The sequence below is a fragment of the Veillonella sp. AS16 genome, assembly GCF_000517785.1.
Taxonomy (GTDB): Bacteria; Bacillota; Negativicutes; order Veillonellales; family Veillonellaceae; genus Veillonella; species Veillonella denticariosi.
Genome location: NZ_AZYX01000007.1, coordinates 269,848 through 287,143 on the forward strand (window position 1 = coordinate 269,848; position 17,296 = coordinate 287,143).

Here is a 17,296-nt window from a genome sequence, read left to right on the forward strand (position 1 = left end):
TATGAATATCATTACCACATCACAAAAATCAAATGGTTTCATTCAGGAGGAAGCTAAGCATTTGGCTTCCTCTATTCCTATGACTTATGTAAAGCGGAATAAATCGTCGATGGCACAGCTTTTTGAAGCGTATCACTCTGATTTTATCGCTGTTTTATCAGGAGACGGTCTGACTATATATTTTTCGCCTTCTCAACACCATACATTTCATCTGTCCATGGCTCAGTTACGTATTTTACGCATACAGAGAGGTGAGGGAGACCATCTGATTAATGCTGTGCAATCTATTTTGACAGCGGTACATCCCGTATCTATGCTTTCAACGTTCAGTTTACTAGACTGTACAGCGGGGCTCGGCAGTGACAGCGTTGTCTTAAGTTACGGATTTCCGGATGCTCATATTACGTGTTTAGAAGCATCATTACCCATATGGTTATCAACATCCTATGGACTGAGCCACTATGAGCATAGGCAGGTGGAGGTAACGGCGGCGCTACGTCGAATTTTGATGCATCATGCATCTTTTGAGGAGTATTTACCTACGTTAAAGGATGATGCTGCAGATATTCTTTATTTTGATCCCATGTTTGAAGTGCCTATTGAGGATAGTCCACAATTTAAGCCGTTGCGGGGGCATACAGTGGAAAGCGCGATTACGGAGTCCATCATAGATGAAGCTATGCGTATCGCTAAATACGGTTTTATTATTAAGGAGCGGCCTTTCAGTTCTATCTTTCAACTACATTCACCGGATCAATGGATTGGGGGAAAATACAGTCGTATCGGTTATGGCGTATATATAAAGGAGACAGTGTGAATCCATTAATTACCATCGTGGGGCCTACAGCGGTAGGAAAAACAGAGCTCACGCTAGAGTTGGCGCATGAATTGCACGGAGAAGTCATTTCCGGAGATGCCTATCAAGTATATAAGCAGTTGAATATCGGTACGGCAAAACCGTCAGCCCAGGAGTTACTACGCATAAGACATCATTTAATCGATATTCTCGAACCCGATGACTCTTATTCGGTATCAATCTTTCAGAGTCAGGCGCGATATATTATTGATGAGTTATCCTCTCGTAAGATTTTACCGATTCTGTCAGGTGGAACAGGCTTATATGTGCAGTCATTATTAGAGAATTATAATTTTAATGATGTAAAGCCCGATGAATCGTTACGAGCTTCATTAGATAAACTTTATGAGCGGGATGGTATTGAAGGTTTACGTAAGTATGCTCGACAATTGGGTAAGGCTAATCACATTGATATTTTGTATACGGATAAGCATCGTTTATATCGATCCATAGAAATATTACATCATGGTGATGTGGAGTCTTTACGTAACCAGACTAAAGACGGACTGTCTTATATGGGCCCCGTTATAGGACTCATGCGCAATCGTGATGAATTATATGAACGCATTAACTTACGCGTCGATATGATGTTTGACGCTGGTCTTGTGGATGAAGTGCAGCGGTTGGTGGAAAGCGGTGTAAATCCCGCATGTCAAGCTTTCAAAGGTATCGGCTATAAAGAGGTCGTCGAATATTTAAAGGGTTCCATTACGATTGATACTTGTCGGGATTTAATTAAAAAAAATACGCGTCATTTTGCAAAACGACAAATTACATGGTATAAGCGGATGCCCTATATCCAATGGATTTATATAGATGATACGACGTCAAAGGATTATATTTTTAATACAGCTATGGAATTGATTCATAGAGAAGGATTAGTATGACATTAGAAGAAATACGCACTAAAGCCCTTGAAATGGCTGAACCGGAGTTTAAAAAATTTGAACCTATCGCATTGGTGAATACAAAAAAAATATTGGAAGCTTTTAAAGAATGTCAAGTATCTGATTATCATTTTAACGGGACTACAGGTTACGGCTATAACGATGTGGGCCGAGAAAAACTAGATGAGGTGTTTGCCTATGTATTTAAAGGTGAAAAAGCTATTGTACGGCCTCACTTTGTATCCGGTACCCATGCATTGGCCACAACGTTGATGGCGCTAATGGGGAATGGATCGAATGGTACTGAATTCATTTATGCTGTAGGGGCTCCTTATGATACGATGCAGTCGGTTATAGGCTCTACCCGAGAAGTGAGAGGTTCCCTGATTGAAAAGGGCTTTACCTATACTGAAGTTCCTTTGAAGGACAATACTTATGATGTTAAAGCTATCGCAAATGCGGTTAACGACAATACGCGTGTTGTCGTCATTCAACGATCTCGCGGTTACAGTACGCGTGAACCTTTATCCGTGGCGGATATTAAGATTATTGTAGATGCTGTAAAAGAAAAAAATCCGAAGACAATTTGCTTTGTCGATAATTGTTATGGAGAATTCACAGAATTAAAAGAGCCGTTAGAGATTGGCGCCGATATCATGGCGGGGTCACTCATTAAAAATGCCGGCGGCGGTTTGGCTCCGACGGGCGGTTATATCGTAGGCCGTGCGGATTTAGTAGAGGATGCGGCATATCAATTGACGGCACCGGGTCTTGGAGACCATATGGGCTCTTATACACCGGGATATCGATTGTTCTTCCAGGGATTATTTATGGCTCCTCATGTGGTCCTGCAAGCTCTAAAGGGTGCCGTATATACCGCTGCTGTGGGGGAACTGCTCGGTTACGACGTATTTCCTAAGGTGAATTCGAATCGTTATGATTTGATTCAGGCTATCAACTTGAATAACGGGAAGGAAATGGAACAGTTTTGTCGCGGTATGCAGGCGTATTCTCCTGTAGATGCTCATGTGCATCCCATTCCGGGCGATATGCCGGGCTATGAAGACAAAATCATCATGGCCGGCGGTACATTTGTACAAGGATCTTCCATAGAGTTGAGTGCAGACGGTCCCGTTCGTCCTCCATATACAATTTTTATGCAAGGCGGACTAGTATTTGAACACTCCATGCTCGGTATTTTAGGCGCCGCAGAAGAATTGTTAAAATATAGATAATCCAAAGAATCTCTTTCTCTATACGGGAAGGGATTCTTTTATTTCAAATCTTTTCAATATACCTGTTTCTGGGCTATAATATAAGTTACTATGATTTTATAGTGATACTACTCGGACTTTTACACCGAACTAGTGTTTTTACACGTCAGGCTTTCACCCTGATTGTTTTATGATCAACAGATCATTAAAAGGAGAAAGTATGGAAAAAGTTATCGCTGTAGCTATGAGCGGTGGCGTGGACAGCTCCTTGACGGCTGCCATGCTACTGAAACAAGGCTATAAAGTATTTGGTATCACCCTTTGGCTGTGGGTGAGCGGCACCCCTTATGATTCGGTGCCTCTAGCTGTTACGGACGCCAAGAAAATGTGTGATTTTCTCGGTATCGAGCATCATGTAATCGATGCAAGAGATGTATTCTACGACAATGTAGTTGATTATTTTGTAAAAGAATACTCTTACGGACGTACGCCGAATCCTTGTGTGTTTTGCAATAAAAATATCAAGTTTGATTTAATGCTCAATCGTGCTATTGAACTGGGGGCGACACATATGGTGACAGGTCATTATGCACAGGTTAACTATAATGAATCGACCGGTTTATATGAATTACATAAGGGCATAGATCCTACAAAGGACCAGAGTTATGTATTGTATAATATGAACCAGCGCATTTTGAGTCATCTCATGTTTCCTTTAGGGGGGCAATGTAAGACAGAAACCCGCAAGATGGCCGAAGAATTCGATTTACCGGTTGCAAAGAAACCGGATAGTGTCGATATTTGTTTCTTGCCTCACGGAAATTATCAAAAACTCGTGGTAGAGGAAATGAAAGAAAAACCGAAAATCGGCAATATCGTTACTGAGGATGGAGAAGTATTAGGTAAGCATACAGGTTTATTTAACTACACCATCGGGCAGCGTAAGGGGCTCGGCATCGCTTATAAACATCCTCTATACGTTATCGGTTTTAATGGCGAACGTAATGAAGTTATCGTAGGTCCTAATGAGCGACTCTTTACCAATCGTATGATCTGTAAATTTTATAATTTCCTGGATGATACGATTCATAAGGAATTAAAGGCGGAAGGAAAGATTCGTTACGCCGCTAATCCATCACCTTGTAAGGCACGAATCCTCGATGATGATACGATGGAGGTCGTCTTTGAAGAACCGCAACGGGCTATCACGCCGGGACAGTCTGTAGTCTTTTATAACGGCACTCAATTACTGGGAGGTGCTGTTATCGATCAGGTATGTTAGAAAGGAGTATACAAATCTCGGGATTTGTATAATAGATTATGTCAACGAAACACATTCGTAACTTTTGTATTATCGCCCATATTGACCATGGTAAGTCCACCATCGCCGATAGATTAATTGAATATACGGGCACATTACAAAAACGTGAAATGGAGGCACAAGTATTAGACTCCATGGATCTGGAACGGGAACGCGGTATTACAATTAAGGCTCAATCCGTACGTATATTGTATAAAGCGCACGATGGCGAGGAATATATTCTCAATCTGATCGATACGCCGGGTCATGTGGATTTCAGTTATGAAGTATCACGTTCTCTTGCTGCTTGTGAAGGGGCATTGCTGGTTGTGGATGCCGCACAGGGCGTAGAGGCTCAAACGTTGGCAAATGTATATCTTGCGTTAGAGCATGATTTGGAAATCATCCCTGTTATCAATAAGATCGATCTGCCATCGGCTGACCCTGATCGTGTAAAACAGGAGATTGAAGATATAATCGGTCTGGATGCATCTGAAGCTGTGCTCTGCTCCGCAAAATCCGGTATTGGTATTCCCGATATTTTAGAGGCCATCGTCAATAAGGTACCGGCTCCACCGGATAAATCGAATGAACCGACACGGGCATTGATCTTTGACAGCCGTTTTGATTCGTATAAGGGCGCTATTGCGTATGTACGGGTTAAAGAGGGGGCTATTAAGGCAAAAGATACAATTCGTATGATGCATGATAAGAAGGACTTTGATGTAACTGAGCTTGGTATTTTTACGCCGAATCTCGTGCCTGTACAAGAATTACCATGCGGCTCTGTAGGATGTATTGCGGCGAGCATTAAAAATGTTGCGGACTGTCATGTAGGCGATACAGTTACATTGGCGGACAATCCGGCACCGGAACCGTTGCCGGGATATCGCAAGGCCGTATCCATGGTATATTGCGGCTTATATCCGACGGATTCCAAGGATTATGAAAACCTTCGTGATGCATTGGAAAAATTACAGCTCAATGATGCCGCTTTGGAATATGAAGCTGAGACGTCGTTGGCGCTCGGCTTCGGATTCCGTTGTGGTTTCCTCGGGTTGTTGCATATGGATGTTATTCAGGAACGTCTGGAGCGTGAATATAATTTATCCCTTATTACTACGGCGCCGTCTGTAAATTACAAGGTATATAAGACCAACGGAGAAATGATTGAAGTTGATAATCCTGCGAAACTGCCGCCGCCAACTGAAATCGATTATATTGAAGAACCATATGTTAAGGCTACAACAATTGTTCCTAAGGATTTCGTCGGCACTATTATGGAATTGTCCCAAGATAAACGCGGTGAGTATCAATCGATGGAGTATCTTGATGAGACACGCGTGTCCGTCGTTTATCATCTGCCGTTGAGTGAAATCATTTATGATTATTTCGATAAATTAAAATCCGCTACGAAGGGATATGCTTCTCTTGACTATGAGTTAATCGGTTACAAGCAGTCGCCGATGGTTAAGATGGATATTTTATTAAATGGTGATCCTGTTGATGCGTTGTCCATTATTGTACATAAGGACAGAGCGGCTACACGGGGGCGTGCATTGGCGGAGAAACTGAAGGAACTCATTCCTCGTCAAATGTTTGAAATTCCGATTCAAGCTGCAGTAGGCACGAAAATTGTGGCTCGCGAGACGGTAAAAGCATGGCGAAAAGACGTGCTCGCGAAATGTTACGGCGGCGATATTTCGCGTAAGCGTAAATTATTGGAAAAACAAAAAGCCGGTAAAAAAAGGATGAAATCCGTCGGCTCCGTTGAGATTCCGCAAGAAGCATTCATGGCTATACTCAAGGTTGAGGATTAATATGATACAAACAGATTCAAAAACTATGAATCTGTTTACAATAGGGGATATGGGGCTGTATGTCCATATCCCTTTTTGTAAACAGAAGTGTATTTATTGTGATTTCCCAGCATATCAAAATTTACAGGATTATTATGAGACCTATATATATGCTCTCGTGCAGGAAATCGACTTGTGGGCTAATGAGCATCCTGAATCGAAACTTCGCCCTATTGATACCATTTATTTTGGTGGAGGAACGCCGACGGAATTATCCATAGATCAGTTAAAAATGATCTTAGATAAAATACGTCATACGTTTACCATTATAGATTCTTGTCATATGACCATAGAGTCGAACCCTGGAGAAGTTGTTTTAATATATCTAATTAAGCTGGTCAGTCTCGGTTTCAACCGCATCAGCTTCGGTATTCAAACCTTTGATGATAAGGCTCTTTCACGGTTGCATCGCAGCCATACGGCGAAAAAGGCCATACAGGCCGTACAAGATGCGAAGAAAGCCGGTTTTGAGGATATTAATATTGATCTTATTTATGGATTGCCGAATCAAACGGTGGCCGATGTTCAGCGAAACTTAGAACTCGTTCGGGATTTACCGATTAATCATATTTCTACCTATGGACTTCAAGTTGAGGCGGGAACGTATTTATATCATCTTGTAAAAAAGAAATTGATTTCCTTACCCGATGAAAGTATTGATGAATCCATGTATGATACCATGATGACAGGTCTATGTGAACTCGGATTTGAACGCTATGAAATTTCTAATTTTGCTAAAGGCGGATCGTACAGTCGCCATAATTTAAAATATTGGCATTATATAGATTACTTAGGTTTTGGAGCCGGTGCACATTCCTTTTATGATGGCGTGCGACGAAGTAACAACCGCAATGTCATGCCGTATATTCAATCGGTCGATCGATATGAAATGCCGACTGTCGAAACGGAGAACATATCTATTGAACGGGCACAGGAAGATTTTTGTTTCCTTGCACTTCGAACAAAATGGGGCCTTGATGAGAAGCTGTTTAAGGATCGATTTGGTATCTCTGTGCGTAATTTATTTGGCCCGAGTATAGATGAATTAGTTGCTAAAGGATTGATGAACTTTCATCATGGCGCCTATCATGTAACACCTGAAGGTGCAAAGCACGGAAACTATGTTTTTGGTCAATTTATTCGTGAATAATGTATTTTCTCACAGATTCTCAAAATCCGATATGTTAGGATTAATAGGATGATGATGAATAAGCATGCTGGATTTGAGGAGGAACGATGAAGACATCGGTTATATTACACGGTTTACATAATGAATTTTCATTGGAACAAATGAAAGCATGTATAGAACTAGCTGAAAAATATGGCGGTTCGTTTCGTCATGTTGTGACAGGTTTGCAGATTACAGGGATTGAAAAAGAGGATAAAGAACAACTTATTTCCGAATTGCCGGAAGGGGTTACTACGGTCATTCATCGCGGTGTAAATTCGCTTATCGCTTGTGTCGGAAAGGGCCATTGTAAAAATGGCCAAATGGAGACTCAAGAGCTGGCGGATTATGTGGAACGTAAACATTATGGGCGTAAGACATCTCATAAGTGTAAAATCGGTATCAGCGGATGTGGGCGTAACTGTCCGGATGCCATGGTGAAGGATATAGCCTTTATCGGTACATCTCATGGTTTTATGCTTGCCGTTGGTGGTACAACGGGGATTAAACCGGAGGCCGGAAAAATACTGGCTCGAAATTTATCTGTGGAACAGGCTAAAAAAGCGGTTGATATCTTGGTCGACTGGTATGCGGAAAATGGTGAACCTCGGGAACGTATGGGAAAATTATTAGTAAGACTGGGGAATCCGCTTGAAGGTTTAGAGCTATAATTAATAAACTTAAATAGTATATAAAAACACTTATCTATTTTACAGGTCTAATAATTTATTTTTCAATTAGATTTATTTTTATCTGTTTGAGAAATGAATAGAGGATTGTCAAACGTGAGATAGGATAAGTGTTTTCTTATTTATAGTCTTTGATTTTTTGACTAATTAATTTCAAAAATTGAATTGTCTTTTTGACTAAATAGATATTATTTGAGTTTTTAGGGATTTTTTTTGCTTGACAATTTATGTAAGTGTGATAATATTATACATGCGATTAGCACTCAAAGTTTATGAGTGCTAACAAGAGGTGTTATTATGGATGAAAGAAAACAGCGCATCTTGAAAGCCATAATTGAAGATTACGTTAAATCCGCAGAACCGGTAGGGTCAAGAACGATTGCAAAGAATTATAATCTCGGTATCAGCCCTGCGACGGTGCGCAATGAAATGTCCGATTTGGAGGAATTAGGCTATTTGGAGCAACCTTATACATCGGCGGGACGTATTCCTTCAGCGAAGGGCTATCGTTTATATGTCGATTCTATGATGAATCGACAACCTGTTCCATTACAGGATGCTGAAAAAATAGAAATGATTTGGAAACATTCCAACGGGTCAACGAGTGAATTATTTTTCAATATGGCTAAACTGCTTTCACAAGTGAGCCATAGCATGAGTTTATTTCTTGCACCGGCGCATGACAGCGCCTTAGTGAAATATATTCATGTATTGCCTCTAGGCGGTCATCAGGCTATCATGGTTGTGATTACCGAGGCGGGGGCGTTAGATAACGAGTTGATGTACTTTGGTGAAAGCGTATCACCGGATGTATTACAAGATTTAGCATTACAATTCAGTAATGCCTTACAGAATGTAAGCATCGGTTATATTACGGCCGAAGCGTTGGGTACGATTTTGATTCATATGGAAGGACCTAAGGAGGTTTTATTGGTTTTCTCGGAAACCTTATTACGAGCGATTAATAAACGCAAGTTGTTTTACTCCGTAGGCGCTACGGAGTTGTTAAATCAACCGGAGTTTAAATCTGTTGAAAAGGTACAACCCTTACTTTCATTAGTGGAAGAACAGAATGAATTAGGACAGTTATTGAAAGATGATTCGCCGACACCGATAAAGGTAAAAATAGGCGTGGAAAACCAGACGGAGGCACTCCACACGATGAGTGTGGTGCAGGCTGATTTCAGGAATCAAGAGCAGCCGATAGGAACACTGGCTATTCTCGGCCCGACGCGGATGGAATATGGGCGTATCATCGGTATGCTGTCACATATGAAACATGTAATGGAAACCATGATAAAAGAACAAAAATAGAAAGGGTATGTAATGGCTGAAGAACAAGACATTAAACAAGAGGCGACTGATGAGAAGGTGGAAAATCCTCCCGTTGAAGATTCAGTCGTTGAAGAATCCGATGAGGCGGTAACAGATGTCGCTCAAGTGCTGGAAGAGTTGAAAGCTGACTTTGATAATCGCTATAAACGGTTACAGGCAGATTTTGAAAACTTTAAACGGCGCACGAATCAGGAAAAGGAACAACTTGCAGGATTCGTTAAAGGAGATGTGCTTACCGATTTACTTCCTGTTTTGGATAATTTTGAACGCGCTGTTCAATCTCCTGCAGAAGGTGATGCAAAGGTATTCCTCGATGGATTCATCATGATTCATCAGAATCTGATGGCTATGCTATCTAAACATGGCTTAGCTGTTATCGAAGCTGTGGGAAAACCGTTTGATCCGAATTTTCACCAGGCGATTATGCGTGTACCGTCAGATGAATATGAGTCTGATACGGTCTGTGAAGTATTGCAAACTGGCTATACTGTTGATGGACGTTGTATTCGTCCGGCGATGGTAAAGGTTGTTGAGTAGATTATATAGTATTAGGAGGTCATATATTATGGCAAAGGTAATTGGTATTGATTTAGGGACTACAAACTCTTGTGTTGCTGTTATGGAAGGTGGCGAACCTACGGTTATTACTAATCAGGAAGGTGCTCGTACAACCCCTTCCGTCGTTGGTTTTGCTAAAAACGGTGAACGTCTTGTAGGTCAGTTGGCAAAGCGCCAGGCCGTATCTAATCCGGAAAACACGATTATTTCCATCAAACGTCATATGGGTAGTGACTACAAAGTTAAAGTGGAGGGTAAAGAGTATACACCGCAAGAAATTTCTGCGATGATTCTTCAAAAAATCAAATCCGATGCGGAAGCATATTTGGGCGAACCTGTAAAACAGGCTGTTATTACGGTACCTGCTTATTTTACAGATGCTCAACGTCAAGCTACAAAAGACGCTGGTGCTATTGCAGGTCTTGAAGTTCTTCGTATCATCAACGAACCTACGGCTGCTGCACTTGCATACGGCGTAGATAAGGATGAAGACGGTAAGGTTCTCGTATTTGACCTTGGTGGCGGTACATTCGACGTATCCATTCTTGAATTAGGCGACGGCGTATTTGAAGTATTGGCTACATCCGGTAATAACCATCTTGGTGGTGATGACTTTGACGAACGCATCATGAAATACCTTATTGAAGAGTTCAAAAAAGAAACCGGTATCGATTTGTCCACCGATAAATTAGCCGATCAACGTCTAAAAGAAGCGGCAGAAAAAGCTAAAATCGAATTGTCCGGTGTAGCAAGTACGAATATTAACTTGCCATTCATCACTGCTGATGCTACAGGTCCTAAACATTTGGATGTAACATTGAGCCGTGCAAAATTCGAAGAATTGACAGCTGATTTGGTACAGGCAACGATTGAACCTACACGTAAAGCGATGCAAGATGCCGGCCTTTCTGCATCCGATATTGATAAAGTATTGCTTGTCGGTGGTTCCAGCCGTATCCCTGCTGTGCAGGAAGCTATTAAAAAAGTTTTGGGTAAAGAACCGACTAAAAACGTTAACCCTGACGAATGTGTTGCCATCGGTGCAGCTATTCAAGGCGGTGTATTGGTAGGTGAAGTTAAAGATGTATTGTTGCTCGATGTAACTCCATTGTCCCTCGGTATTGAAACAATGGGCGGTGTATTTACACGCATTATCGACCGAAATACTACAATTCCTACATCTAAATCTCAAGTATTCTCCACGGCGGCAGATAATCAGCCGTCTGTAGATATTCATGTATTACAAGGTGAACGTGAATTTGCGGCGGACAATAAGACATTGGGTCGTTTCAACTTGGATGGCATTCCGGCGGCTCCTCGCGGGGTTCCTCAAATCGAAGTGACATTTGATATCGATGCTAACGGTATCGTACACGTAAAAGCTAAGGATTTGGGTACTCAAAAGGAACAAAAAATCACAATCACATCTTCCAGCGGTTTACAACAAGAGGAAATCGACCGCATGGTAAAAGAAGCGGAAGCTCATGCAGCGGAAGATAAGGCTAAAAAAGAAGAATTAGATGTTAAAAACAATGCGGATTCTTTAGTTTACCAAGCGGAAAAAGCATTAAAAGACCTTGAAGGTAAGGGCGATGCTGCTTTGATGAAAGAAGTGGAAGAAGCAAAAGATAAATTGAAGAAATCTATCGAAGCCGGCAACATTGATGACATCAAAAAAGACAGTGAAGCTTTAACTGCTCCATTACACAAGTTAGCTGAACAAATGTATGCAGCTGCTCAACAGGCACAACAAGCTGCGGGCGGTGCTGAACAGCAAGGTAGCGCAAAAGCTGATGATAATGTTGTAGATGCGGATTATACAGTAGTGGATGACGAAAAGAAATAAGAAGGGTTGGTAATGAATGGCACGGGATTATTATGACATTCTGGGGGTCAGTAAAAATGCTACTCAGGATGAAATTAAAAAAGCCTTCCGTAAAAAGGCTCGCCAATACCATCCGGATGTAAATAAAGATAATCCAAAGGAAGCGGAAGCGAAGTTTAAAGAAGCAAACGAAGCTTACGAAGTATTGTCTGACGAAACAAAAAAAGCACAGTATGACCAGTTCGGCCACGATGCCTTCAAACAAGGAGGCGGTGCGGGGGCCGGAGGTTTCCAAGGCGGCTTTGGCGGTTTCGGTGATATTTTCGGCGATATCTTTGGCGGTATGTTTGGGGGCGGACGCCAACAACAGGGACCTCAAAAAGGCAATGACTTGCGCGAAGATATAGATATCTCCTTTGAAGATGCGGCTTTTGGTAAGTCTATGGACATTGAAGTACATCGTCATGAAGAATGTGATCACTGTCATGGTACCGGTGGTGAACCGGGATCTCGTGTCGATACGTGTCCAAACTGTCAGGGGTCCGGTCAAGAAACGGTTATTCAGAATACTCCATTTGGGCGTATGCAATCTGTTCGTACATGTTCACGCTGTCACGGTAGCGGTAAGATCATTGAGAAACCATGTTCTAAATGTCGCGGTTCCGGTGAGATGTTGGCGAAACGAAAAATTTCCATTAAAATACCTGCCGGTGTGGATAGCGGATCCAGATTGCGCGTCGCCAATGAAGGGGAACCTGGTATCTTAGGCGGCCCTAAGGGTGATCTTTATGTGTATATCTTCGTTCGTCCTCATAAGGAATTTGAACGAAATGGAAATGACGTGATCAGTCGTGTGAATATCAGCTTTGCTCAAGCTGCATTAGGTGCCTCTATACAAGTGAACACTTTAGATGGTAAAGTAGAGTTAAAGATTCCGGAAGGTACTCAAACGGGAACGGCGTTCCGCGTAAAGGGCAAAGGTATTCCTTATTTGCGCAACCCTAAACAACGGGGGGATCAACATATCGTGGTAAATGTCCAAACGCCTAAGAAATTGACCGATACACAGCGTGAGTTATTATTGCGATTTGCTAATGAAAGCAATGAGGACGTCAATAATTTACAGGTAAGTAAAAGTCTCTTTGATAAGATAAAGGACTGTTTAACGAAATGAACAGCTCATGTGAAAGAATGGTTCATTTCTTCACATTCCCTATAAAGGAGCATATATGCAATGGATAGAAATATCCATTGTCTGTGAAAGAGTAGCCACCGATGAGGTGACTACTCTTTTTTACGATTATACAGACAATGGAATTATAGAAGAGGATATAGAGGATAATCCAGATTTACTTAAATACACCCTATATGCCGATGCATCATCAGATGTCAGGATGATAGAGGCGGATTTAAAGAGTCGTCTTATAGAGGCTGATATCGAAGTTTCATCAATTGTGTCACATATGCTTGATGAATCGACATGGCTGAATTCGTGGCAGCAGTATATTGAGCCTACTGAAATACTTCCCGGTTTGGTTATCAAGCCTGCTTGGCAGGATTATGATAATACTGATAATAAAACAATTATAGAAATCGATTCGGACATATCCTTCGGTACAGGGGCTCACGAAACGACGAGAAGCTGTGCGGAGTTGCTGGAGAAATATAGCAGATCTATTAATCTTGATGATGTGACCTGTCTCGATATAGGAACCGGTACAGGCATACTCCTATTGGTAGCATCTTATTTAGGAATTACACATCTTGTAGGGATTGATATCGAAGAGTATGCGGCTCAGCAGGCTCGTCTCAACTGTGATACTAATCATGTAAAGGCGGATATTATTTGTGGTAATCTGGACAGTGACTTTGATGGATCGGCACAGATTATTCTTGCTAATTTGACGGTAGATCCGTTAAAAATATTGCTGCCTCAGATAGGGTCTAAACTGGATGATAAGGGCGTTTTAATTATCAGCGGAATTATCGATGATCGTTATGAGGAAATTATGCCTTACATCATGAATAACTGGAACATTATTGAGGAGCGAGTGTCAGGCCCCTGGCATACATTCGCATTAGAGAAACGATGAAAAAAATATTTATTTCTACGCCATTAAGTGAATATATTGAATTACCTCAAGATGTGACTCATCATGTGCTTCATGTATTTCGTCATCGTCTTGAAAGACCTATTATCGTCACCGGTAGTGACGGGCGATGTGGTAGTTACAGAATTATGGAAGAAATAGATGGGAAAGCGAAGGCTGAACTTATCGAGTACGTAGATTCACAGGAGGCCATGTACCGCGTTGTGTTGGTCCAATCTTTTTTAAAGGGTGAAAAGCTGGAGTGGGTATTACAGAAAGCAACCGAACTAAATGTAGATACTGTCTATTTAGTAAGCACATCTAATTGCGTTGCTAAATACGATGATAAAAAATTGACCTCCAAAGTATCGCGATGGGAGAAAATTATGCTGGAGGCGGCCCAACAATGCGGACGGAATCAGTTACCGTCTCTTGTTGTAGGAGAAACGCTTTCACAAGTATTAAAGATTGAAAAAGAAGCAGTAAAACTGGTGGCCTATGAAAATGAAAACGGTCTGACTATAAAGGATGCATTACAAAATGTATCATCCGACTCGTCAATCTCGGATATTCTCATCTGTATAGGCCCGGAGGGGGGCTATCAAGAGAAGGAAATCAATGCTATTATAGAATGTGGTGGCCAATCGGTATCGTTGGGACATACTATTTTGCGAGCTGAAACGGCTGCTATAGGCGCGTTAGCGATGATTCAATATGAATTGGAATTATAAAATTAGAACAGATATAGATTTAGAATTGAGAGGTGCAATGAAAACCGTTGCTTTTACAACCTTGGGGTGTCGTGTTAACCAGTACGATACGGATGCCATGAAAGGTTTATTTTTACAGAATGATTATCGGGCGGTCGACTTCGATACAAAGGCGGATATTTATGTCATTAATACATGTTCCGTTACGAATATGGGGGAGAAAAAATCCCGACAGTTAATTCGCAAGGCAAAGCGTCAAAATAAGGATGCTTATGTTATCGTGACAGGATGTTATGCACAGCTTGATCCCGATGCCATTGCGGCCATTGATGGGGTTAATCTCGTTATCGGCACGAATAATCGTTCTAAAATCGTAGAACTTGTTGAACAATTGGAATCTACGGAACGTCAAATCAATGCTGTCCGTGATATTATGAAGGAATCAAATTTTGAAGAAATGCCGCTGTATGGTAATGAATCCGACAAATCACGAGCGTTCATGAAAATTCAGGAAGGCTGTAATAATTATTGTGCATTCTGTATCATTCCCTATACGAGAGGTCAGTTAAAATCCCGTAAAATCGATGATATTGTACGGGAAGCGAATCGATTGGTGGAACACGGATTTCATGAGATTGTTCTGACCGGTATTCATTTGGGAAATTACGGTGTTGAATTACCGGGGCGTCCTACATTAGCTGATGTAGTGAAAGCATTGCTTGAAATTCCAAACTTATATCGTATCCGCTTCGGTTCCATCGAATCCGTTGAAGTATCTGATGAGTTGGTGGAATTAATGGCGACAGACAGACGGGTATGTCCGCATCTACATTTGCCGTTACAGGCCGGATCCGATCATGTATTAAATCTTATGAAACGACATTATAGGTTGCAAGAATATAAGAATTTGATAGCAAGTCTACGAGCTCGCATTCAAGATTTGTCAATTACGACGGATATCATCGCCGGGTTCCCTCAGGAAACGGATGAGGATTTTGAAGAAACCTTACAAACCGTCCGAGAAATCGGTTTTACTCATATTCATGCTTTCCCGTATTCTATTCGTGAAGGCACACCGGCGGCAACCATGCCGAATCAGGTGCCCGAGGCTGTAAAAAAGACTCGCGTAGCGCTTTTAAATAGTCTTAGCCAATCCGGTTATGAAGCATATGCCAAGTCCCGCATCGGTAAGCCCGGCGAAATCCTGATTGAGAAAGAAGAGAATGGTTACTATACGGGTTTAACAAGTGAATATGTAAATGGTAAAATTAAATCTGATGGATTACATAAAATTGGTGATCTCATCGGTGGGATTGTTACAGGATTAGAGGATAATTATTTGATTATTGAATAAGGAGTTTAATTATGAGCGACTGCATTTTCTGTAAAATTATCAATGGTGAAATTCCTTCTAAAAAAGTTTTAGAGAATGATAAGTTCTATGCATTTCATGATATTCAACCTGTCAAAAAAGTACATGTACTGATTGTGCCTAAAAATCACGTTTCTAACATTGCTCATCTTAATGAAAAGAATGAAGATTACGTTGAAGGATTACTACCTTTTGTTCGTGATGTTGCAAAAGAACTCGGTATTTCTAAAGATGGTTATCGTTTGATTTTCAATACTGGTGGAAAAGCCGGTCAAACCGTATTTCATATGCATGCTCATCTCTTGGGCGGTGAAGAGATGGGATGGCCTGAAGCATGATTATCCAGATGTCAGACTACTTTACAAGGCCTATTAAAAATCCTATAAAATATACCGGAAAATATTGACAGATACTGGTACACTGCATATAATATGTATATGTGCGTATATAAATTATCAGCACTTCCCTGAGATTATTTTTGGAGGGAGGGATATAGATGTCTGAAATCAAAGTCGGTAAAAACGAAACGCTTGAAAGTGCTCTTCGCCGATTCAAACGCTCCTGCCAAAAAGCAGGTGTTTTGTCTGAAGTTAGAAAGCGCGAACACTACGAAAAACCGAGCGTAAAAAGAAAGAAAAAATCTGAAGCAGCAAGAAAACGCAAATTCAGAGCATAAGATGATTACCCTAATTCTGCCTTTTCATGGCTTCATGAAATTCGGAATTAGGGTTTCTTTATATTATTTGGCTAACTAAAGGTCAGTATGTACGATAGAGCATTCTATTATTTTAAAAGGAGGCTATGATGAGCTTAAAGGATCAATTAAAAGAAGATATGAAAGCCGCAATGAAGGCTCGTGAAGAAGGAAAGACGGCATTATCTGTTATCCGCATGGTAAATAGCGCTATTAAAAATACGGAGATCAATGATAAGGTAGAACTTGATGATGCCGGTGTTCTCGGCATTTTGGCGAAGGAAATGAAAACTCGTCAAGATTCCTTAACAGAATTTGAAAAAGCAGGTCGTGAAGACTTAATTAGTCATGTAAAAGAAGAAATGGCTGTATTGCAAAAATACTTACCAGAGCAATTGAAAGAAGATGAAATCCGTACAATTGTACAAGAAGCCATTGCTGCATGTGGTGATAACGTAAATATGGGCGATGTTATGAAACATGTAATGCCAAAAACAAAAGGGCGTGCAGATGGTAAGGTTGTCAATAATATTGTTAAAGAATTACTTGGATAATATATAGTGATATCAACGGCTATTCTATATACAGTTATTGATTAGAGTTGATAGTAATGAGTGTGTTGGATGTAACTTTAAGAAAATAATGAAATTCTATAGAAAGTTATTGACATATATTTTCAACATATGATAATATGAATTCAATAAAATAATTGGTCAACGAGGACTCCACTTTAGATATA

The 17,296-nt window shown here is 40.9% G+C and carries 16 protein-coding genes and 1 pseudogene; all 17 read left to right on the forward strand.

All coding sequences use genetic code 11. The annotated features are described in order from the left end of the window. Position 1: 1 nt before the first annotated feature. The 17 genes and pseudogenes from HMPREF1521_RS01410 to HMPREF1521_RS01490 all read left to right on the forward strand — a co-directional run bounded on the left by HMPREF1521_RS01410 (position 2) and on the right by HMPREF1521_RS01490 (position 17,111). The gene (locus HMPREF1521_RS01410) at positions 2 to 817 is read left to right on the forward strand and encodes a class I SAM-dependent methyltransferase (RefSeq protein ID WP_038114936.1); all 816 of its coding nucleotides are present in this window, start codon (positions 2 to 4) and stop codon (positions 815 to 817) included. Next, entirely contained in the window at positions 814 to 1,743 is a 930-nt protein-coding gene (gene miaA, locus HMPREF1521_RS01415; RefSeq protein WP_038114939.1) for a tRNA (adenosine(37)-N6)-dimethylallyltransferase MiaA, read from the forward strand. Before HMPREF1521_RS01410 ends, miaA begins: the two co-directional genes overlap by 4 nt. Beyond that, positions 1,740 to 2,978 carry a methionine gamma-lyase family protein gene (locus HMPREF1521_RS01420; RefSeq protein ID WP_038114941.1) on the forward strand — a complete coding sequence of 413 codons (1,239 nt, stop codon included), beginning with the start codon at positions 1,740 to 1,742 and terminating at the stop codon, positions 2,976 to 2,978. Before miaA ends, HMPREF1521_RS01420 begins: the two co-directional genes overlap by 4 nt. Before the next feature lie 199 nt (positions 2,979 to 3,177). After that, the gene (gene mnmA / locus HMPREF1521_RS01425) at positions 3,178 to 4,239 is read left to right on the forward strand and encodes a tRNA 2-thiouridine(34) synthase MnmA (protein ID WP_038114944.1); all 1,062 of its coding nucleotides are present in this window, start codon (positions 3,178 to 3,180) and stop codon (positions 4,237 to 4,239) included. Positions 4,240 to 4,277: 38 nt separating this feature from the next. Further along, positions 4,278 to 6,077: a translation elongation factor 4 gene (gene lepA / locus HMPREF1521_RS01430; protein WP_038114945.1), complete on the forward strand. Its 1,800-nt coding sequence runs from the start codon at positions 4,278 to 4,280 to the stop codon at positions 6,075 to 6,077. A gap of 25 nt (positions 6,078 to 6,102) precedes the next feature. Continuing rightward, positions 6,103 to 7,266: a radical SAM family heme chaperone HemW gene (gene hemW, locus HMPREF1521_RS01435; protein WP_038116005.1), complete on the forward strand. Its 1,164-nt coding sequence runs from the start codon at positions 6,103 to 6,105 to the stop codon at positions 7,264 to 7,266. Between the two features lie 86 nt (positions 7,267 to 7,352). Next, positions 7,353 to 7,955 carry a nitrate/sulfite reductase gene (locus HMPREF1521_RS01440; RefSeq protein ID WP_038114947.1) on the forward strand — a complete coding sequence of 201 codons (603 nt, stop codon included), beginning with the start codon at positions 7,353 to 7,355 and terminating at the stop codon, positions 7,953 to 7,955. A 315-nt stretch (positions 7,956 to 8,270) separates the two neighbouring features. Then, a pseudogene (hrcA, locus tag HMPREF1521_RS01445) lies at positions 8,271 to 9,300 on the forward strand (heat-inducible transcriptional repressor HrcA). Beyond that, positions 9,300 to 9,845: a nucleotide exchange factor GrpE gene (grpE, locus tag HMPREF1521_RS01450; protein WP_038114951.1), complete on the forward strand. Its 546-nt coding sequence runs from the start codon at positions 9,300 to 9,302 to the stop codon at positions 9,843 to 9,845. Before hrcA ends, grpE begins: the two are co-directional and overlap by 1 nt. Positions 9,846 to 9,873: 28 nt before the next feature. Continuing rightward, positions 9,874 to 11,712, forward strand: a complete 1,839-nt coding sequence (gene dnaK, locus HMPREF1521_RS01455; protein ID WP_038114953.1) for a molecular chaperone DnaK — start codon at positions 9,874 to 9,876, stop codon at positions 11,710 to 11,712. A 16-nt stretch (positions 11,713 to 11,728) separates the two neighbouring features. Further along, positions 11,729 to 12,865 (forward strand): molecular chaperone DnaJ, encoded by a 1,137-nt coding sequence (dnaJ, locus tag HMPREF1521_RS01460; protein ID WP_038114955.1) that lies wholly within the window; start codon positions 11,729 to 11,731, stop codon positions 12,863 to 12,865. Positions 12,866 to 12,920: 55 nt separating this feature from the next. Beyond that, entirely contained in the window at positions 12,921 to 13,784 is an 864-nt protein-coding gene (locus HMPREF1521_RS01465) for a 50S ribosomal protein L11 methyltransferase (protein ID WP_038114960.1), read from the forward strand. Then, positions 13,781 to 14,512, forward strand: a complete 732-nt coding sequence (locus tag HMPREF1521_RS01470) for a 16S rRNA (uracil(1498)-N(3))-methyltransferase (protein WP_038114961.1) — start codon at positions 13,781 to 13,783, stop codon at positions 14,510 to 14,512. The genes HMPREF1521_RS01465 and HMPREF1521_RS01470 overlap by 4 nt, the downstream gene beginning before the upstream one ends. Before the next feature lie 37 nt (positions 14,513 to 14,549). Continuing rightward, the gene (gene mtaB / locus HMPREF1521_RS01475; protein WP_038114963.1) at positions 14,550 to 15,845 is read left to right on the forward strand and encodes a tRNA (N(6)-L-threonylcarbamoyladenosine(37)-C(2))-methylthiotransferase MtaB; all 1,296 of its coding nucleotides are present in this window, start codon (positions 14,550 to 14,552) and stop codon (positions 15,843 to 15,845) included. Between the two features lie 11 nt (positions 15,846 to 15,856). Further along, on the forward strand, positions 15,857 to 16,201 hold the full coding sequence (locus tag HMPREF1521_RS01480) for a histidine triad nucleotide-binding protein (RefSeq protein WP_038114965.1): 345 nt from the start codon (positions 15,857 to 15,859) through the stop codon (positions 16,199 to 16,201). A 158-nt stretch (positions 16,202 to 16,359) separates the two neighbouring features. Beyond that, positions 16,360 to 16,539 (forward strand): 30S ribosomal protein S21, encoded by a 180-nt coding sequence (gene rpsU / locus HMPREF1521_RS01485; RefSeq protein ID WP_004695751.1) that lies wholly within the window; start codon positions 16,360 to 16,362, stop codon positions 16,537 to 16,539. A 128-nt stretch (positions 16,540 to 16,667) separates the two neighbouring features. Beyond that, positions 16,668 to 17,111 carry a GatB/YqeY domain-containing protein gene (locus HMPREF1521_RS01490; RefSeq protein ID WP_038114966.1) on the forward strand — a complete coding sequence of 148 codons (444 nt, stop codon included), beginning with the start codon at positions 16,668 to 16,670 and terminating at the stop codon, positions 17,109 to 17,111. The last annotated feature ends 185 nt before the right edge of the window (positions 17,112 to 17,296 follow it).